This is a genomic window from Kluyvera sp. 1366 (genome assembly GCF_054823405.1).
On the sequence record NZ_JBTRDW010000002.1, the window covers coordinates 437,882 to 457,885 of the forward strand.

Consider the following 20,004-nt stretch of genomic DNA (forward strand, 5'->3'; position numbering starts at 1 on the left):
ACGCAGGGTAAGCAAAAGATGAAAAGCGAAGGCTGCGGATGCAACCTTCGCACGGAATTAAGCAGCTTTTTCCGCGTCGATATCGCGCTGAATACCGTCGCGCACATCCTGGGGAATTTTCAGCGCATCGCCGAGCGCGGAGAGATAGCTACGCTCCATAAAGTGGTCGACATCAATGGCTGCACAGCTGAGGAAATAGAGTTCCAGCGCCTCTTCTTCGTTTTTAACGTCAGCGGCCAGCCAGTTGGGATCGAGCGGGCGATTCATCGCCTGCTGAATCAGCGCTTCGGCTTGTGCGCCGTAGCCGGCCTGCTGGATATTTTGCTCAATTGCGGCACGCTCTTGATCGTCAATGTGACCATCACTTTTCGCCGCGAACACCAGCGCCGTGACTAAACGCTCTGCGCGTTGATCCATCGGCGTTTGCAGCTGGCCAAAGCCCGCATCGTCCTGATGGGTTTCACGTATGCGCTGTTTGTATTTGTTCCACAATAGCGCGCCCGCCGCCGCGCCGCCGCCCAACAGCAAGGCTTTGCCGCCATATTTGGTCAGCAGCTTACGCGTGGATTTGCTGCCTACCAGCAATCCCGCCAGCCCGCCCAATGCGCCGGGGGCCAGCATGTCACTTAAACCGCCCGATTTTCCGTCTCCACACTTTTTCGCCAGCACCGATTGAATTTGCTGCAGCCAATTGCTCATAGTTTAACTCCTGTTTACTTTTCCGTTCTCCATGCTGCCGCAGGCTGTGTCAGTTAACGTCAGAGCGGGAAAAGTATGGCAAACCTCATCGCGGCGAAAGCGTGAGTACGCAAACGTTTTCGTTTATACTGCGCGCGCATTTTGACTGCTAAGGTGAAATTATGACGACTCTCGGAACCGCGCTGCGCCCTGCCGCTACGCGTGTCATGCTGTTAGGTTCAGGCGAATTAGGCAAAGAAGTGGCACTTGAGTGCCAGCGTCTTGGTGTGGAAGTGATCGCGGTGGATCGTTACGCCGATGCTCCGGCGATGCACGTTGCGCATCGCAGCTATGTGATCAACATGCTGGACGGCGACGCGCTGGCCGCGCTGATTGCAGAGGAAAAGCCGCACTTCGTGGTACCAGAAATTGAAGCCATCGCCACCGAAAAACTGCTGGAGCTGGAAGCGCAAGGTCAGAAAGTGGTGCCGACCGCACGCGCCGCACGTCTGACCATGAACCGCGAAGGCATTCGCCGTCTGGCGGCGGAAGAGTTGTCCTTACCAACATCGACTTACCAGTTTGCTGACAGCAAAGAGAATTTTGTGGCCGCGGCTGAGGCGATTGGATTCCCGTGCATCGTTAAGCCGGTGATGAGCTCATCCGGTAAAGGCCAGAGCTTTATTCGCGAAGCCAGCCAGTTGGACAAAGCCTGGGATTATGCGCAGCAAGGCGGACGTGCCGGTGCGGGCCGCGTGATCGTTGAAGGCGTGGTGAAGTTTGATTTTGAAATCACCCTGCTGACCATCAGCGCAGTAGATGGCATTCACTTCTGCGCGCCGATTGGTCATCGTCAGGAAGATGGCGATTATCGTGAATCATGGCAGCCGCAGCAGATGAGTGAACTGGCGCTGCAACGCGCGCAGGATATCGCCGCTAACGTGGTAAAAGCGCTCGGTGGATACGGCCTGTTTGGCGTGGAGCTGTTCGTGTGCGGTGATGAAGTGGTGTTCAGCGAAGTGTCACCGCGTCCGCATGATACCGGCATGGTCACGCTGATTTCGCAGGATCTGTCCGAGTTCGCGCTGCATGTGCGCGCTTTCCTCGGCCTGCCGATTGGCGGCATTCGTCAATACGGTCCCGCTGCGTCGGCAGTGATTTTGCCTGAGCTGAACAGCCAGAACGTCGTGTTCGGCAATATCGAAGCCGCGCTGGGTGCCGGATTGCAGCTGCGCCTGTTTGGTAAGCCGGAAATCGCCGGTCAGCGCCGTTTAGGCGTGGCTTTGGCAACCGGTGAAAACACCGATGACGCTATCGCGCGCGCCGTGGCGAGTGCGGCCGCGGTACAAGTCGAAGGTTAAGTAAGATGAAGTGGTCGCCATCAATGACGACCACTTCATGAACTTATGCGCGAGCCCCTTCAACCGCTTCACGCGCCAGACGCGTAATACGATCCCAGTCACCGCTTTCCAACGCATCATTCGGTACCAGCCACGAACCGCCAATGCACAGCACGCTTTTCAGCGCCAGATAGTCTCGATAGTTGGCTGGCGAGATGCCGCCAGTTGGACAGAAACGCACCTGCGGGAACGGACCGCCAATCGCGGATAATGCTTTCACGCCACCATTGGCTTCCGCCGGGAAGAATTTGAACTCCCGCAGGCCGTAATCCATGCCAGTCATCAGTTCTGAAACCGTGCTGATACCTGGAATCAATGGCACCGGACCTTCAACCGCGGCTTTCAGCAGCGATTCCGTCAATCCTGGGCTGATGACAAACTGCGCACCGGCGTCAGTGACTTCTTTCAGTTGCTGGGTGTTGATCACCGTGCCCGCACCGACAATCGCTTCCGGTACTTCTTTAATCATGGCACGCAGCGCGTCCATCGCCACCGGGGTACGCAGCGTCACTTCCAGCACGCGCACACCGCCAGCCACCAGCGCTTTCGCCATCGGCACCGCGTGTTCCAGCTTGTTCACCACGATAACCGGCACGACCGGGCCAGTTTTCAGGATCTGTTCAGCACTTGTTTTCCAGTTCTTCATCACGTTTCCTTAGTTGCATCAGCCCGGCGTTTAGCCACGCTGTCAATAATTGGGCTCTACCATACAAGATCGTCTGGAGCGGCGTCCATCGGATATCAGAATTTTTTGAAACTCTGGTTCACTTTTCAGAAAAATGAATTGTGGACGTAAAAAAGCCCGCACATTTGGCGGGCTCAGCATGAGGTTTCTATTCGAACTCGTTCCAGGAACGGCCATCGCGAGTAATCATCGCGACAGAGGCAACCGGTCCCCATGTTCCCGCCTGATACGGCTTCGGCGCTTCGGCATCGGCGCTCCAGGCATCAATGATCGAATCCACCCAGCCCCACGCTGCTTCAACTTCATCACGACGCACAAACAGCGCCTGAATACCGCGCATGGTTTCCAGCAGCAGACGCTCGTAAGCATCGGCCAGATGCGACTGGTTGAAGGTTTCGGAGTAGCTCAAATCCAGCTTGGTGGTCTGCAGTTTATGCTTGTGGTCAAGTCCCGGCACTTTGTTCAGTATTTCGATATCCACGCCTTCGTCCGGCTGCAGACGAATGGTCAGCTTGTTCTGCGGCAGTTCAGCGTACGAATCCTTAAACAGGTTCATCTCAGGATTCTTGAAATACACCACCACTTCAGAGCATTTGGTTGGCAAGCGCTTGCCGGTACGCAGATAGAACGGCACACCAGCCCAACGCCAGTTATCGATATCCACGCGAATAGCAACAAAGCTTTCCGTGGCGCTCTGCTTGTTAGCGCCCTCTTCTTCCAGATAACCTGGCACTTTCTTGCCCTGCACAAAGCCGGCGGTGTACTGACCGCGTACGGTTTTCTCGCGCACGTTGGTTTGATCGATACGACGCAGTGAGCGCAGCACTTTCACTTTCTCATCACGAATCGCATCCGCGCTCAGATCGGACGGCGGCGACATGGCAATCATGGTGAGGATCTGCAACAGGTGGTTCTGAATCATGTCACGCATCTGGCCGGCTTTGTCGAAGTAACCCCAACGGCCTTCGATGCCCACCTCTTCTGCCACGGTGATCTGCACGTGATCGATGGTGCGATTGTCCCAGTTGTTGACGAAGATGGAGTTGGCAAAACGCAGCGCCAGCAGGTTGAGCACCGTCTCTTTACCGAGATAGTGGTCAATACGGAAAACCTGGCCTTCTTCGAAGTATTTGCCGACGCTGTCATTGATCTCTTGTGAGGTTTCCAATGAGGTGCCGAGCGGCTTTTCCATTACTACGCGTGCCGGTTTGGCGTTCAGCTTGGCGGCGCCCAGACCGTCGCAAATCGCGCCAAAGGTGCTTGGCGGCATGGCGAAGTAGTTAATGGTGACGCGGTTTTTCTGGTCAAGCATTTTGCCCAGTTTGGTGAAATGCGAGGTGTCATTTACGTCGAGGTTACAGAAGTCGAGACGGCTGCTGAGGGTGTCCCACAGCGCTTCATCGATCTTCTCTTTCATGAAGGTTTCCAGCGCTTCACGTACCACTTTGGTATACGCGGCTTTATCCCAATCCGCGCGACCCACGCCAATAATGCGAGTGGTTTCATGAATCTGACCGGCTTTTTCCAGCTGATACAGTGATGGCAACAGTTTACGGCGCGCGAGATCGCCTTTGGCACCGAAAATCACCAGATCGCATGCCTGGGCTGTTTGTGTAACCGCCATTTTCCTCTCCTCGTTGCAGGATATACCCGGCTTGAGCGTTCTCATCACGCCAGGTCCTTATTGTAATTTTCTTACAGCACAATGTACGTTTTTAGCGGGTTTAGGACAACCCGAACGCAGTGTTTTGCTGGCGTTAACTGTGAACGTAATAAAGGTGTTAAGTGTGTTGTAGCGTGCCATTTGAGCACATTTTCTGTTTCGATATTTGTCGTGGCAAAACACGTCAGCGATCAAAGTATCGCAAAAAAATCGCGTTTACATTTGTCCTCCGCTGCGTGCGAGGGGCTATTACACGGTATATTCTTGTGAATTGGCAGCGATTTCATTGATTGATGAACGCGAAAAAGTGATTGACGCTCATTAGGTTAAACCATGCTGGAACAGATTCAGGCGCAACTCGATGCGTTAAGCAAATCAGAACGTAAAGTCGCAGAGCAGATTCTTGCCGCGCCGCAACAGGCGATGCACTCCAGCATCGCCACGCTGGCACGCGCCGCTGACGTCAGCGAACCGACGGTGAATCGCTTCTGCCATCGTATGGGCACGCGCGGCTTTCCTGACTTCAAATTGCAACTCGCGCAGAGCCTGGTCAAAAGCCCGAACTGGGTGAGCCGCGATGTGGAAGAAAATGACAGTGTGGAAAGCTATAGCCACAAAATTTTTGATTCCGCGTTAGCCGGCCTCAGCCGCGTCCGCCAGCAACTCGACTCTCAGGTGATTCGTCAGGCGGTTCAGGCGCTGTCAAAGGCGCATAAAATTGCCTTTTTTGGCCTTGGTGCCTCCGCCGTGGTGGCACATGACGCCACCAATAAATTTTTGCGATTTAATCTGCCGGTCATCTGGTCAGAGGATATTGTGATCCAGCGCATGAGTTGCATAAATAGTGGTCCAAACGATGTGTTTGTTCTCATCTCACATACTGGTCGCACCAAAAATATGGTAGAACTGGCTCGCCTGGCGCGTGTAAACGCTTCCACTGTGCTGGCTATCACTTCTCCGGGTTCCCCGCTGGCGGCGGAAGCCACGCTGGCTTTGACGCTCGACGTACCCGAAGATACCGATATCTACCTGCCAATGGTTTCCCGCCTCGCACAATTAACCGTGATTGATGTTCTGGCGACAGGGTTTACCCTTGAGCGCGGCGCTGCTTTCCGTGAAAATTTAAAACGGGTGAAAGAAGCGCTGAAAGATTCACGCCTGGAGAAACAGGCGCAGGAAAATAATTAACATCACATTCACAATGTGAGTCGAATCACAGCCCATCGATCATATAGAATAGATGAACACTACGTGTCACTTGAGAGCGACACGATACTTTGCTAACGGAGTCCTTCATGTCCAGACGTCTCAGAAGAACGAAACATGAGGTGATACTAGGTGGAGGACCCTCAGTAGATCATAGGGTTACACGTTAGGTCAAGACTATTTGTGTCACTCGTGTATCAGTATTTGTGTCAGTAGGTAGCACTGAGAGTCACCGCCAGACGCTGTGGGAATCACGGAGAGACACGCAACGTATAAAGGAAGGGAATCACACAGGGTGAACTTAGAGGGTCATAGAGTGGCACCCTATGGGGGTAAAGTGGGAACCTTTATCTATTAAATGGTCTTTCACACGTGAGCTATATTTTTTAAAGAGGTCACTAAGTAACCACCTTGATTGACCATAGGAGCACTTGCAGAATCAGTAAGAGGTCCGACAGGTCATAGTTTGAATGACCCATAGGAGCCTCCTTGTCATTGTTGTGCTTAGATGACCCCAAAGGTCACCACTCGTTTATGCCAAACGGATTTCACAGGGATCATCTCTAAGGCTAGCTCCTTGGTCACGTTACCGCGCTTAAGGGCCTCGTAGATACGGGCTGGCTGTTGACCATCGACCCGAGTAGAGATTGCTTTGAGTTCACCCATAGCGTAGCGGTGAGCATCTTTCTGTCGCTCTAGGAGTTCAGCTTCTTTGTTGTAGCCTAGCTCTACCATCTTATTAGCCACCACTGTGGCAACTTCTGGCATCTCTAGGATAGCTTCAAAGGCGGCATAAACAGTCATAGCAAATTCCATAGAGACCCACCCAGCGTATTGCAGGGTTGCGAACTTGGAGCCGAACGTCTGTGAAACCTTGCCGACTTTCAGAACCGAAATTTCGTTCCTGTCGCGTAGGGCTTTAGATTCTTTATTGACCCATCGGCCCGGTTCTTTTGAGCGGGTCAGTTCGAGCACCTTCCAGATCTCTGTAAGATTCCACATACCGTCAGCGTTAGCTCTAAAGGCGTGGTCTTCAATAATAATGATATGGTCGGCGTGCTTGTGATTCTTCAAATTAGATGAGGTAAACATTTTGGTATTTCCTTTTGTTTGCATTCTCAGAGTCGCACCCTCCGATGGCCTACACAGTCCCACCAAAAAGGGGACCAGCAGAGGCACTGAGAGTGCAAACAGAATGACTGTGTAAGATTATATTAAGGTAAGCCCTGCGATGGCTTGGGGTTTACTACAGGGTCTAACAAGGTGTGGTCAGAAAGTGATCCACTTGATTAAATCGAAGCGAATAGGTCAGAGTGACTATGAGAGGGAATAAAGAGGGATGGTTGCTATCACATGATGGCCATCTTACTTAGAGGTATCTTAGAGTTAATCAAAGAGTATTATCTTTTAATTAAATCAATTCTTTTACACTGTAAGTATCTAAAGTGTCTTAGGTTTTAAACCAAAAGAATAAACATAAAGTAAGGTGTCTAGCTCATCGCTAATAATCACCATCACTCAAAGTCTTATCTTTATGATTTTCCACCCTGTAGACTTAGCGTCTACTAAACTCATTACCCTCACTGTCCAATAGCTAAGAAGCAGGCTCATAGAGACCGCGAAGCGTAACAGTGTTCCCACCCTGAAAAGAAGCGAGTAACAAGTGGGTCAGAGCGTGTCTACATAAATTATTCTGAGTCTCTCCCCAGTAGTGAGTCGTAATTAAACTTGTTGACAGTGGTCTCAAAGTTCTATCTCAATTCACTGCTAGTGGCACCTATCGTAATCCCCTGAAAGAATTATTCTGAGTGCCCTCCCTATAGTGGGTGTTAATTAAAAATCTTGACTACCACTTCCGGTTCAAGTTGGGAAGTGTATATGTAGCTCTTGCCATGTGATGCCATCGTGTTTAAGATTAGTCTCATGAAGTCGCAAGCTCAGACGTTGAGTGTGTGCACCGTTCCGAATGGGCTATTGCGTAGAGTTAGGGCATTCCTACAAACAGTATCTTCGCCTAACTAAATCCTGAAGGCTAAACATCTTCAGCACCGATCTTTACTCCAAACATTTTCTAACTAAAAGTATAAAAATTAAGTGGGTGCATAATGAACTCTGGTGAAATAGGTACTCAAGCTGGGCGCATTTTTGAATACAACCTTCCAAATAGTTGGATATTTCGCAGTCAGGAAGACCAGAATGATTTTGGCATTGACGGTGAAATTGAAATTAAAGATAGCAGCGGCAAAGCTATCGGAAAAGAAAGCGTATTTAAAGTACAAATCAAAGGTGAAGAGCAATCAAATTATATTAAGGGTAACTCTCTTCTGTCTTTCACTCTAAAATTAGAGAGACTACGATACTACTTTGAATTTAAAGTGCCGGTTATCTTAATAGTTGTTGAAGTTTCATCAGAAAAAATATACTGGTTACCATTAACCAATGATGAAGATCTTAGAGTTAAGGCAGCGGGTGCCAACTTAAACGAATTCATTCAGATTCATATCCCCGTCGAAAACACCTTAATTAGAAAAGACGACCATTCGGCCTCTAGGATACTGGATGTAGTCACAGATTGTTGGGATTATCTGGACATCAAGGGTCTTAAAGAATCAATCATTAGATACCCCATGGTCTCTCCAGCCACTCTTAATAAGAAAATTGAGGACATTGGTGAGGCATTATTTAAGGCATACCATCAACAATTACATAATCTTTTATCAGATAAGAAATACAATGATGTTCTCTCACGTTCTTTTGAACTCTATGCATCAGCTATAGTCCCAGCTAAAGATAGATTCACGGCACTTTTATACTATTGGCAGGCATTTCAAATATCACCTTTCACAAATATTAAAAGGGAAATCTTACGGGAGAACTATAATATATGCTCTTCACTGATTTCTCTGGCGCGTGACCAAAAGAGTCGCTTGCATAGACTTATAGCTTTTGGTAAATCACGACAGGCTATATTTAAGATTCAGATTGATCAACTTTATGCACATCATCATTCGGTAAATCATTTCAAGAAAGACTCCTTTGAACATTATATATTTAACAACCAAACTCAAGATTTTTATAGAAAGTGCTGTTTATCTCTACAAAAAATCATCGAGCTATGTAATCGAGTAACTCGTGATGGGCAGTTCCATATTCTTACGGACATCTTCGTTGATGTATACCCCTCAATTTTTGCATTCAAAGGTATTCACAAAGCTCGCGGCTCTAAAGAATCAATTAAGTTCCTTGACGATTGGAGCGAGAAATTATCTTCTCTTGTCATGACTTACTGTGTTATCTCAGGTGATATAAATAAAACTGAAAGGTTGTATCTTCTTCTTAGTGCTTCACTAAAAGATAACCCTGATGCAACTAAAAATGCCCGTGAAATCATCCTTTCTTCTATTCCTGAGTTTAACCAAGTGTTAAATGAAATGGAACAATACGTGATCAACTTAAATAGTCAGGAAGACTTCTTCTCGCTAACAATTCAGGAACAGAAAAATTACTTTCTGAGCATGGCAAAAAATCTTGGCTTAGACCCAGATGATACGGAAGGAGAACATTACGAATTTATGAAAATTGGATTCGCAAATTATGATCCTACAGTTATTATGAAGAACTGTGAGAGTTTATTCGTGCACTATCGACCCGGCGGTTTATTAGCGCAATCACTTAGAATGCATTCTTTAGGCGGAATGCACATGATGATTTGTCTACAGCATGGTCACGCTCAGGGAACAGGTAATCTATTGAATATGCTTTATGACAACACTGGTGGCCCCGACTTTGGATACAGCTTTAAACAATCATTCTGTGATAAATGCTCAGATTGTCGGCCCAGAAAGGATGACTGGTCGTGGACTCTTGGTTGGTATGAACAGGCAGTAGAGAAGCATAACTCCTTACTGAAAAAATATAAATTTTAGAAGTGATTACAGTAAAGAGTTAATTTTATAATAGTTATTTCATAGAGGAAATGGGTCATGGTAATTTCAGAAGTCATTAAATGCTCTTCCTGTGGAGAGGTGTACAGAGCAAGAATCGGTGTAGGGATTGACGGTTATCAGCAACATTATTTAGATTGCATAAAATGTTTTTTACCGATTGTACTTGCCGTAAGAGCAGACCCTCCGAATGCAAGCATAGAAGCAACTAGTAATTGCGAAGTTATCCCAAGGATCCCCGACGATCAATTAACTATTATCAACTTCCACCCTGCTTGCGCCTTTAATAAAGAAGACCTACACGACCCTAGAAAGTTCGCTTCTATGGATATGCTTAGCCTACTACATAAACACTTAAGAGTTCATGAAAACCAGCGAATGATTAGCTTGTCGCATGATTTTGATGTGCCTAATGCGCCAACTAAATGGTCACAATTAAAGACTGCCTTACAAATGCTTTTAAATGATAAGAAGGATAATGCAGAGAGAATTGCGAAAATATACATGAAGAAACGTAATGAGGATGGGCGATATTATGTTTCCGGAGAAAATTATTCCCACTTCAGTTTACTATATGAATACCTTGAAAAACTTCATTACCCACTTGCACCTGCCATAGCTGATCCCATAATTGATAAGCTGGATATTTTAAAAGCAGAGGGTAAGCTTGATGATTTCTACAACTTCTATAAACAAGAAATCAAAACAGAAAACCTTCAGCGCTACATTAATATTCTATCGTCATATATGGTCAATCGTGATCATTTCGGTCAATTAATGTATTACGCAAGAGTATCTTACGATGATATTGACGACCTCATTGTTAGCTCTAAAAACTTTGATTCAATCAAGAATTTTTATGGGGACGCATACGAAACTTTAACTTCCAATGTAACTGTCCTCGCGTGTATAAATAACATAACTGACGGTAGAGGCTATGATGAATTTAAATCAATGACTTTAAACAAATATATAAAAGATGTGAGCAAAGAAAATAAAACAAATCCATTTAAAACAAACCCATTAATGTCTGCTTTCTGTGAGAGTGACTTGGAATCTACTATAAGAAATGGTTCGCACCATGCATCTATATGGCACGACGGAGAGGTGATCAAGTATCGGAGTGGTGGAACAGGGGCACAAAGAGATATTAGCTACACTCGATTCTTATACTTATGTAACAAACTTACGATAAAGATAGTAGCTTTGTGGTTTATTGAAATGCACTTGCAGTACTTATTTGAGTCTGAGTCTGGAGAGCTTCCGTCTTTCACCTTGTAGCGAAATTGAGCTTAAAGTTACACTAGACACAAGGAGATTGCTTTACGATTTATTTATGGATAATTATTTCATATGCAATTCATGATCCCCCATATAAAACTGGTGAGATGATAAGGGGTAATACCCTGCAAGATTCACCTATAGATGCCATGAAGTTTTAGGAATGAGAAATAAAAAAGGCTCACCAATAGAATTAACTAAAGGTGAGCCTTCGAGTTTGCTAGATATCGTTATGATCATTGCGATTACTTGATGCGCTCACCAGAGAAGTCGATAGCGGTCACCAGAGGGAAACCGTTAACCAATTCAATCGGGAAACCGTCACCGTCTTTAATCTTGATGGACGGCGCAGCCATAACCTCAAGCATCAGAATGATCTCAACGTTCCAGCCTTGGCGACCAGCATCACGGCTACGGATAACCTTAGCTACATCTCCGTTGATGGTACGGAATGACAGCATCGCATAACGCTTAGGCAGTAGGTAAACGGTAGTGTTAGCCGTTCCCTCATAGGAGAACACTGAGGCACCAATCAGGTCGCTTACGTCAGCCATCCCCGCCTTGTGTGCAGCACGTTCTAACTTACCGTGCATCTTAGCAGGCAGCAGGATAGCGAAATCAGACAGTGAATCGCCTAAGTGGGTCGGCATGTACTCGGTCAGCCAATCTAAGATTTCCTCAGCGGCTTTGCTTGGAGTGACCATAGCGAGACCCGGAGCAACAAAGCGATCTACATCGTTCAGCGTTGCAGCCTTATCGAGAACTCCCGCCACCTGTGCGAACATCTTCTGTTCAAATTGATACTTCACATCCTTAACGGATGCCTCCAGTGAACCGTGTGTGTAACCGCCAATCATATTGAAGTCACTAACGAAGGTCACAGCAGAGACCATGATTCCAGTAGCCATAGGCTTATCGTCACGAGGGTTCAACAGTGGGTTAATGATGATCGTTGTGTTAGCCGGAATGGTCACCTCTGGTGCATCCTTCGCGGGGTCAAACGGGCTGTTGCGGTCGTAGATGACTGAGCGGTCAACCAGAGTGTGACGCTGTACCGGAGTTGGGTCATTGCGGAAATCACGGAACTCAGACGGTAAGACAACTTCGTTAATGCCCACTTTGAACTCACCGTCATTGAAGGTCGCATCAAGTGAAGCAGCCAGAGCCTTAGAGTAAGACGCGCTGTCATTACCACCCGGTAACGGCAGGTCATTAAAGCCTGTGCCGTTCACTTGCAGGATGCCAGAGGCTACAGTGTCCTCACCAGTTGCCTCAATGTACGTTGAGTTGTTTACGTCAGCCATCTTAGGCGCGAAAGGTTTAACCTGTGCGTCTGCGTTACGGGCCGGGGTAGTGAATTTAGGAGTTGAGTTAAAAGACATGGTATGTACCTTATTTGGAATATGAATAGAATTGCACTGAATGTGCATAGAGTTTGTTACTAAGGGTCCACGGATTGCAGACCCTCAAAGAGTGGCTATTAGAAGCCGCCAAAGTGTGCAGCCTGACCACGAGCGCCGAACTTACGGGCAATCTCTTCCTCACGCGCTTTACGTTCAGCAACGGCCTTAGCGATCTCAGCAGGTGTCGCGTGCATAGCGGCTACACGCTCTCGGTCCTTCTCGGCTTCAATGCGCTTACGTTCAGCCTCTTTACGTGCCTCAGCGTTACTGTGCGCCCACTCTCGGGAATACTTGCTGTAGTCGCCAGCGTTCAGACCAACGGAGTGCAGAGCGTTTAGAATCGCGTTGCTCTTACCGAAGTCATTGCCACAGCCGTTGAGCATGGTCACCACGACAATCTCAGTGAAATACTTGGTCGCCATCTCTTGACCAAAGATCATTACGGTTTCCTTATCTGCGCTTAGGGTCAGGTCGAGTTTGCGATATGAAATAGACATAGTTTGTACCTTCTGAATAAATGTTAAGTTAATGTTAATTAAGCGAAGTCACGCAGGGTCAGACCAGCGGCAACAGCCATGTGACACAGGGTCGCTTTAGGTAGCTTCTCGCGGCCTTCAAGTGTTCCGAGTGCTAATCTGTCAGCTAATGCTTTGCTGCTTACTGTGGCTAATCTGAGAGCCTTACGGCCTTCAGGTTTGCTCGTATCGAATACGCTAGGGAATGTCATAATGGTTGCTCCTGTTGTTCGGCGTAGAGTTCAGCCAATGTGTCAACCACAATGAAACTCACAGCGGATTGATAACTAGCTAAGAGGGTCACGAAGTCGGAACCGTGGATAAACTCACCGTCCCAATTAGGTTGATTCTTGAGGGTCATCAGGCGCTTTACGTCACGCTTGACGTTTCGTTTCACTTTGCCAGTGATAACGGCAAGGTCTTCGAGTGAGACCGTGTAGCCTTGAGGATCAGAGAGCCACACCGATAAGTGCTCACGGAGAGACTCACGGTCAACCGTGGCAGGTTTGCGGATAGTGGTCATGGTAGGAATCCTTTGTGATAGATGCGGATAGGTGGAGGTGTTCAGAGTTGAGCAAAAAGAACGGCCCAATAAAGGACCGCTGAAAGGTAGATAAATCAGGATTACATCAAGTGAATCGGACAGCACTCCCGGTGCTCACAGCCAGACTCTTGCGCATACTCAAGTGAGTTACTCTGATAAGAGATGGCGTCTAGCGTTTGTATGCGTTATGTGCTGCCTTAACGGAGCACTGTCCGATTAACTTGATATAGAGGTGAAGAATTAAAGCGAGGCCGCAGGGAATCAGTCTGGGCCTCTAATCGCACAGGAATAGAATCACAGTCATAGTGAATCAGTCAGCGCCCGAAATGGTCGCCATCAGACACCCGCCGTTACTCGGGGAGTTAACATAAGTTTGAGAGGAGAAACGCTCATGCCTAAAACATCACTGGATGACCCTTGGATATACGCAAGGAATATCTTTATCAGTTTTGATTTATTACATAATTGATTTCTTAAATGGATTGTCTGATGTTTGTAACGGTTAGGCCCTGTCTAGGACGCTGGCTGATTGACTATGTAGCTGTGTGGGAGGGACGACACACACACACGAGGTTATCTAATAAAGGAAATTTTCCTCTTTTAGATTTAGACCATGTGCGGAATATGAGCATAGTCATAAAGAGCCGCTGAGGTCTGGTGTGTGTCTCCCTAAAGTGGGTGATAATTGGGTCGGGATTGTCTCCCATTACCGAGTGTAATTGAGGTGATTGATTTATAGGGATTTTTAAGAGGTCAGTAGTCCACATCAGGCCAATCACCTGACCACTCGGGTTCATCTTCTATGATGCCCGGATTGAAGTCTGGACCGGTTAGTCCTGTTAGAGACTCGGTGATCTTCTCATCGTGTCGGATTGAGAGTTCCTCATAGATTCTGTCCATGAGAGACACGAAGGCCACACGTAGGCACCGGAGGCTGTGCGCATCGTTACCATTGAGGCGGTCCTCTGCGTGCCTCATCAGTTCAATCTCGTGTCTGATTTCATCATCATTCATACGCTTGAAGTTATCCATATTAGAAGTCCTTACTTCTTTGGTTTCTGTTTGAGGTTAGCGTGTGCGACCTTGATGATCTCTAAGCGGTTCTCTTTGAGCCACTCGAAGCCCTTTGTCAGGACCTTAACGCCCTCTTTGTTGAACCGTGCGTCACCCTCTGGATTGCGCCAGTAGCCATTCTCGCGGCCTTTATGGTTCAGGTTGGCAGTCTTATCGGTAGTCTTGAAGATATCCACTGCGCGACCTGTAGGAGCCGTGTAGCTTGACCAGAAAGGATTGGTGTAGATACGGTCCTTGAGAACCTCTCGAACCTTACCGACATTAGGAAACTCTAGGACGTTAAGGCACTCGGTGAGCGAATGACCCACGGTCTCCAGCTTGCGCACGAACACATCATTGACGGGCTTCATACCCTTAAGCGCCTTTACGTCTTGTGCTAGTGCTTTCGCTTCGGCCACCTTGTCATTACGAATAGCGATGAAAGCATTGATAACTTTCAGGTAGAACTCTGGAGAGACCCACATAGCGTAAGCGATAGCGCCTTGCTCGGTCGCCCATGTGCCCGGATTGGCACCACCTAAAGCAGTCCGGAAATTTCCGGAGTGGTCAAGATGTAGCCTAACTTGGTTATTCCACTCAGATGGAACCTTGTTATCACCAAGGGTCAGCGCCTTATGTAGCTCGTTAAGATTCCACATACGGTCTTCGTTACAATGCCAGTAATAGCCGTCAACGATAACAGGCAAGACAACCTCGTGTTTCATGAGAGGCTTAACGTTATTAATATTTGAATTGTTTAAGGTAGACATTTGAGTATTTCCTTTTGTTTGCACTCTGAAATGTTCGCACCTGATTACTGACCAGACCGACCCACTCAAATAAGGGAATCAGTATCAGCAGATCAAAGTACAAACAGAATGACGATCTTGTTTAAAATAAAGTGGATGCGCTGCGATGCGCGTGAGGTATTCAATGTTGAGCAAAACAAACACACTCAAAGAGACCACCTGAAAGTTACGGGAACTGAGCGTGTCGTAGCATGAGCTACTGTGTCAGTGAGAACCGTGAGAGGTGATCGGTGAGAGGTGTGTGTCTCCCTATAGTGGGTGTAAATTGCAGCCTAATAGTCACACTGAGTTACTACGTGGAGGGATGACCTGTTGCCTCCAGAAAGGAGAGCACCCGATGACCACCTACAGCCGGAACCATGAGCGGGGAACATCAGATAGGCCATGTATACATATAAGGATGGGGCACCAGCAGGACACCAGTAGTCAAACACTTACCAGACCGCACAGGAGCAGCGGAGAGCCACGCACTGAGTTAGGCCATGTGTTTGCTTGAGGTAACCGCTGAGGCGCTGAGAGGATCATACAGGGATGACCTATAGGGATGGTTGCTATCGCATGATGACCATCAAACAACGAGGCATCTTAAAGGGTTACTCATTGAGTTACTCTTAGAGTTAATAATCTTATTATTTAAATCTTATTATTAAGACTTAAAGAGAGACTATAAGAATCTTAGAGTTTCCACCCTGTGAATAATGGTCATAATCCAATTAAGAATAATGGTCATTAAGGCTTTACGGTTATCCACTCACAGACCGATAGCAAAGAGCCAGTTATTTAAACCGGATTGCGTGTCTGTGTGTCCACCCTGAAAGCCAGCGCAGATAACTATTTATTGAAAGGAAAGTTGAATGTGAGAGAGAGAGCGTTGTGTTGTGTGCTCTTCCCTAAAGTGGGTGTAAATTGCAGCCTAATGGTCACGGTATGTAATCAATAGATCTGGTCAGTATCTCCCAAGAGTGAGTTATAATTAAATGGAATATTAAAGCATCATCAATAGACCACGAAGAACTAAGGGCCAGCACTAGGCCAGCCCATAAAGATCACTCGATGAAACCATCTACATCAGAGCCTTAGCGAGAGCAGTAGCCATCTGGTCAATCGACTTAGCCTTACCGTAGAGGCCGAACGTTATGCCCTGCCCGGTATGTCCTAAGATATCACCAGCCGTGCTCTCAGCGATGCCAGCCTGTTTACATAGGGTAGCCAGCGTGTGCCTCAGAGAGTGCAGCACGAGATCACCTGTGCGGTTTGGTAGTGCTTGCGGTAGGACCTCTCTGTTAAACCACTGTGAGGCTGTATCTCTGGACATGCCGAATACTAACGAGTCTTTAGAGGGCAACGCTTTGACCCACTCCCGGAACTCTGTCAGTGAGAAGCCCATAGCGCCATCAGTCAGCGGAACTAAGCGAGCACTCGCAGCGGTCTTAATGCTCTTGTCTCCATTATCGTTAATGTCGATACATAGATGACTAGCCTCCCCGTTTGCTCCGCTCACCTCTACTACATCAGCCTTGGTCAGTTGCGTTAACTCCCCGGCTCGTGCTCCAGTGATAACAGCAAGCAGCCCAAAAAGGCGTTTGTGAGGTTCTCTCTCAGCCTTAACCCTGTCCACTACCTTAGACAACTCATCCTCTGTGTAGGCCCTACGTGCGCTCCTGACGCCCTTCACCTTTAAGCCTTTGGTGTAGTCATGCGGGATGTGTCCATTCTGATAGGCCCAATTCATAACAGCGCACAGTTTAGCCATCATCTTATTAACGGTAGCGTCAGCGTAGCGCCCCGAGTCCCTCATTGAGTCACGCATAGCTGAGACCTCAGCCCTTGTATGAGTACGCCAATCAATCGAACCAGTGAACAGCTTGAGCGCCTTATGTGCGGACTGAATGTCTCTCACGCTGGCTGGCTTGAGGTTGACCGTGTGTTCCTCGATATACATTTCTGATAATGTTTCAAAACTCAGAGGCTCCTGCTTGGATTCTCCAAAGGTAACTGCTTGGTCATCTCTCAGATTTCGCGTAGGAGCGTCTGCTTTGTTCACTCCCTTATCATTATCACCGTCCAACGAGGCCAGCACAGACAGTAAAGGCTGAGTGTCCCCACTGTGCGCACGACGCCGCGCAGCTTGCAGGACCTCCAGCGCCTTAACGATGTGTGCTTGCTGGTCTACTGTCATTGATTCCTTTGCGAGTGACCGTAGATTAACGCTGGCGTCTTCGATGTGGTCCACCTCCAGACCTGACCAGAAGTCCCCTACCTTGTCAGTAAGGAACGTTAAGGCCATAGATTTAAGGTGCTCGTTCAGTTCCTTGCTGGTGACCTGTGAGTTATCAAGAAGGAACGCTTTAGCGGTCTGAGCTAACTCTCTTGCTCTTATCATTGCAGCCCTCTTGTCCGAGGTGCGCAGACCTATAGAGACCAGAGAAGACGCATTACCTATCTCCCTGAATCGAACTGTATAACGCCCTGAGCCTCGACGTCTGACAAGCTGAGGGACAGCTAGTCTTGATAGAGATAACGACTGAGTGTTCATGATGTGATTCCTTTTGACTCGTTTTGAGTGGACACGCTGCCCTCTCCCAAATCGTGAGTCGCAATTACCTCCTCACCCCTGTAAGTGGGTGTTAAATGGCTTCCTTCCCTGTGTGGATTGAAATCAGCATCAACATAATCAGGTGCTGTCATGCACCAGTAGACCAGACAGACCAAACTCAGCAAGTAGACGAAAAGCACAGATGAAATAATTAACGTAACCCACGGAAAGTCACCCAAAGAAAAAGACTCAGTAGCACACATCACAGAGCGCCCTCCTCTTTTGAGTTCAACTCAATGGTAATGTCGTGAGCCGCCGGGTTATCGAGGAGTGAATAACTGACCTGATAGAGAACGGTGTGTGGGCCCGCAGTCTGGTAATCAACAATCGACCAACACGCTAAATCAGAACCGATTGATAATTCCATGATGAGACCTAGCGTCATGGTGCGCACAGATGGGCCTTGATGGTAGATGTGGACTCCTCTCTGGTCACTATGAGTAACCACCGAGTCCGCTTTGCGGATGGCATAAGTAAATACAGGTCGAGCATGGCTTGAGGTCATCTTAACAGTGTCAAACATTTGGTGTACCTTAGGTGTAAGCGTTTACCTTGTGTCAGTATTTGGAGCACTACTTGTGTCACCTTAAGCGCTAAACAGATAGCAACGGACAGACGCTAAGATATGCTCAACAAGTAGACCCACACTGGCACGCACGATTAAACATCAGGCTAATCAATCAGTTAGAACAAAAGGATCATCGAATGACCAGCCCTACAGCAATCATCCAAAAGTCCACTTCAAGACGTCTCAGAAGAACCAAGATCGTTACAACCCTCGGTCCAGCCACCGATCGCGACAACAACCTCGAAAAAATCATCGCGGCGGGTGCTAACGTTGTACGACTCAACTTCTCCCACGGCACACCGGAAGATCATCAGCAGCGCGCCAATAAAGTCCGTGAAATCGCGGCGAAACTGGGTCGTCACGTAGCGATCCTTGGCGACCTGCAAGGCCCAAAAATTCGCGTATCGACCTTCAAAGAAGGCAAAGTGTTCCTCAACGTCGGCGATCGTTTCCTGCTGGATGCTGATTTAACCAAAGGCGAAGGCGATAAAGAAAAAGTCGGTATCGACTATAAAGGCCTGCCAGAAGATGTAGTGCCCGGCGATATCCTGCTGCTGGACGACGGTCGCGTGCAGCTGAAAGTGTTGGAAGTTCAGGGCGTAAAAGTGTTCACCGAAGTCACCGTCGGCGGCCCGCTCTCTAACAATAAAGGCATCAACAAACTCGGCGGCGGTCTCTCTGCCGATGCGCTGACCGAAAAAGACAAAGTTGATATCGTTACCGCCGCGAAAATCGGCGTGGATTATCTGGCGGTCTCCTTCCCGCGTAACGGCGAAGATATGAATTATGCCCGCCGTCTGGCGCGCGACGCTGGCTGCGACGCCAAACTGGTGGCGAAAGTGGAACGTGCTGAAGCCGTTGCCTCACAGGAAGCGATGGATGACATCATCCTCGCCTCTGACGTGGTGATGGTTGCGCGTGGCGATTTGGGTGTGGAGATTGGCGATCCTGAGCTGGTGGGTATTCAGAAAGCATTGATCCGTCGCGCTCGCCAGCTGAACCGCACCATCATCACCGCCACGCAGATGATGGAGTCGATGATTACTAATCCAATGCCAACGCGTGCCGAAGTCATGGACGTGGCGAACGCCGTGCTGGATGGTACCGATGCGGTGATGCTGTCGGCGGAAACCGCTGCTGGCCAGTATCCGGCTGAAACCGTCTCAGCGATGGCGAAAGTGTGCCTCGGCGCAGAGAAAATCCCGAGCGTTAACGTTTCTAAGCACCGCCTGGAAGTACAGTTCGATAACGTCGAAGAAGCGATTGCCATGTCGGCGATGTATGCTGCCAACCATCTGCAAGGGGTTTCAGCGATCATCACCATGACCGAATCGGGCCGTACCGCGCTGATGACCTCACGTATCACGTCCGGTTTGCCGATCTTCGCCATGTCACGTCACGAACGTACGCTGAACCTGACGGCGCTGTACCGTGGTGTTACGCCAGTGTTCTTCGACAGCAATAACGATGGTGTTGCTGCCGCGCACGATGCAGTGAATTTGCTGCGCGAAAAAGGTTTCCTGGTTTCAGGCGACCTGGTGATTGTCACCCAGGGCGACGTGATGTCGACCACCGGTACCACCAATACCAGCCGTGTTTTGCGCGTAGACTAATACGCACCACCCACAGCGGCTGTAACAACATGGACAAACGCGACTG

16 protein-coding genes are annotated in these 20,004 nt (G+C 48.3%); 5 read left to right on the forward strand and 11 right to left on the reverse strand.

Annotation, left to right across the window (positions count from 1 at the left end):
* Nucleotides 1-57 precede the first annotated feature (57 nt).
* The gene (locus ACVLVH_RS05560) at nt 58-699 is read right to left on the reverse strand and encodes a tellurite resistance TerB family protein (RefSeq protein WP_192411689.1); all 642 of its coding nucleotides are present in this window, start codon (nt 697-699) and stop codon (nt 58-60) included.
* 161 nt (nt 700-860) lie between these two features.
* On the opposite strand from ACVLVH_RS05560, the gene purT reads away from it, so the two are divergent.
* Nucleotides 861-2,039, forward strand: coding sequence for a formate-dependent phosphoribosylglycinamide formyltransferase (purT, locus tag ACVLVH_RS05565; protein WP_312463971.1), 1,179 nt, complete (start codon nt 861-863; stop codon nt 2,037-2,039).
* Between the two features lie 43 nt (nt 2,040-2,082).
* Here purT and ACVLVH_RS05570 read toward each other — a convergent pair whose 3' ends face one another.
* Nucleotides 2,083-2,724 carry a bifunctional 4-hydroxy-2-oxoglutarate aldolase/2-dehydro-3-deoxy-phosphogluconate aldolase gene (locus tag ACVLVH_RS05570; protein WP_008110463.1) on the reverse strand — a complete coding sequence of 214 codons (642 nt, stop codon included), beginning with the start codon at nt 2,722-2,724 and terminating at the stop codon, nt 2,083-2,085.
* 187 nt (nt 2,725-2,911) lie between these two features.
* Nucleotides 2,912-4,387 carry a glucose-6-phosphate dehydrogenase gene (zwf, locus tag ACVLVH_RS05575; protein ID WP_064738913.1) on the reverse strand — a complete coding sequence of 492 codons (1,476 nt, stop codon included), beginning with the start codon at nt 4,385-4,387 and terminating at the stop codon, nt 2,912-2,914.
* A gap of 372 nt (nt 4,388-4,759) precedes the next feature.
* On the opposite strand from zwf, the gene ACVLVH_RS05580 reads away from it, so the two are divergent.
* Complete coding sequence (locus ACVLVH_RS05580) at nt 4,760-5,614, forward strand: MurR/RpiR family transcriptional regulator (protein ID WP_101764164.1); 855 nt, start codon at nt 4,760-4,762, stop codon at nt 5,612-5,614.
* A gap of 522 nt (nt 5,615-6,136) precedes the next feature.
* Here ACVLVH_RS05580 and ACVLVH_RS05585 read toward each other — a convergent pair.
* Nucleotides 6,137-6,724 carry a hypothetical protein gene (locus ACVLVH_RS05585; RefSeq protein ID WP_498948930.1) on the reverse strand — a complete coding sequence of 196 codons (588 nt, stop codon included), beginning with the start codon at nt 6,722-6,724 and terminating at the stop codon, nt 6,137-6,139.
* Nucleotides 6,725-7,737: 1,013 nt separating this feature from the next.
* Here ACVLVH_RS05585 and ACVLVH_RS05590 point away from each other — a divergent pair.
* Together ACVLVH_RS05590 and ACVLVH_RS05595 are read left to right on the forward strand one after the other, a co-directional pair.
* Nucleotides 7,738-9,558 carry a DUF4365 domain-containing protein gene (locus tag ACVLVH_RS05590; RefSeq protein WP_498948931.1) on the forward strand — a complete coding sequence of 607 codons (1,821 nt, stop codon included), beginning with the start codon at nt 7,738-7,740 and terminating at the stop codon, nt 9,556-9,558.
* 57 nt (nt 9,559-9,615) lie between these two features.
* Nucleotides 9,616-10,857, forward strand: a complete 1,242-nt coding sequence (locus tag ACVLVH_RS05595) for a hypothetical protein (protein WP_498948933.1) — start codon at nt 9,616-9,618, stop codon at nt 10,855-10,857.
* A 245-nt stretch (nt 10,858-11,102) separates the two neighbouring features.
* On the opposite strand, the gene ACVLVH_RS05600 is transcribed toward ACVLVH_RS05595, so the two are convergent.
* From ACVLVH_RS05600 to ACVLVH_RS05630, 7 genes are all read right to left on the reverse strand, one after another.
* A complete protein-coding gene (locus ACVLVH_RS05600; RefSeq protein ID WP_498948935.1) occupies nt 11,103-12,239 on the reverse strand; it encodes a hypothetical protein in 1,137 nt (378 codons plus the stop codon).
* 98 nt (nt 12,240-12,337) lie between these two features.
* Entirely contained in the window at nt 12,338-12,757 is a 420-nt protein-coding gene (locus ACVLVH_RS05605; protein ID WP_458038679.1) for a DUF6971 family protein, read from the reverse strand.
* 226 nt (nt 12,758-12,983) lie between these two features.
* Nucleotides 12,984-13,298, reverse strand: a complete 315-nt coding sequence (locus tag ACVLVH_RS05610) for a hypothetical protein (RefSeq protein WP_275234857.1) — start codon at nt 13,296-13,298, stop codon at nt 12,984-12,986.
* Between the two features lie 774 nt (nt 13,299-14,072).
* The gene (locus ACVLVH_RS05615; RefSeq protein ID WP_275234856.1) at nt 14,073-14,351 is read right to left on the reverse strand and encodes a hypothetical protein; all 279 of its coding nucleotides are present in this window, start codon (nt 14,349-14,351) and stop codon (nt 14,073-14,075) included.
* Nucleotides 14,352-14,362: 11 nt separating this feature from the next.
* Nucleotides 14,363-15,142: a KilA-N domain-containing protein gene (locus ACVLVH_RS05620; RefSeq protein ID WP_498948937.1), complete on the reverse strand. Its 780-nt coding sequence runs from the start codon at nt 15,140-15,142 to the stop codon at nt 14,363-14,365.
* Nucleotides 15,143-16,244: 1,102 nt separating this feature from the next.
* Nucleotides 16,245-17,717, reverse strand: coding sequence for a tyrosine-type recombinase/integrase (locus ACVLVH_RS05625; RefSeq protein WP_498948939.1), 1,473 nt, complete (start codon nt 17,715-17,717; stop codon nt 16,245-16,247).
* A 262-nt stretch (nt 17,718-17,979) separates the two neighbouring features.
* The gene (locus ACVLVH_RS05630; RefSeq protein ID WP_498948941.1) at nt 17,980-18,300 is read right to left on the reverse strand and encodes a hypothetical protein; all 321 of its coding nucleotides are present in this window, start codon (nt 18,298-18,300) and stop codon (nt 17,980-17,982) included.
* 182 nt (nt 18,301-18,482) lie between these two features.
* On the opposite strand from ACVLVH_RS05630, the gene pyk reads away from it, so the two are divergent.
* Entirely contained in the window at nt 18,483-19,958 is a 1,476-nt protein-coding gene (gene pyk / locus ACVLVH_RS05635) for a pyruvate kinase (RefSeq protein ID WP_498948943.1), read from the forward strand.
* Nucleotides 19,959-20,004: the final 46 nt, after the last annotated feature.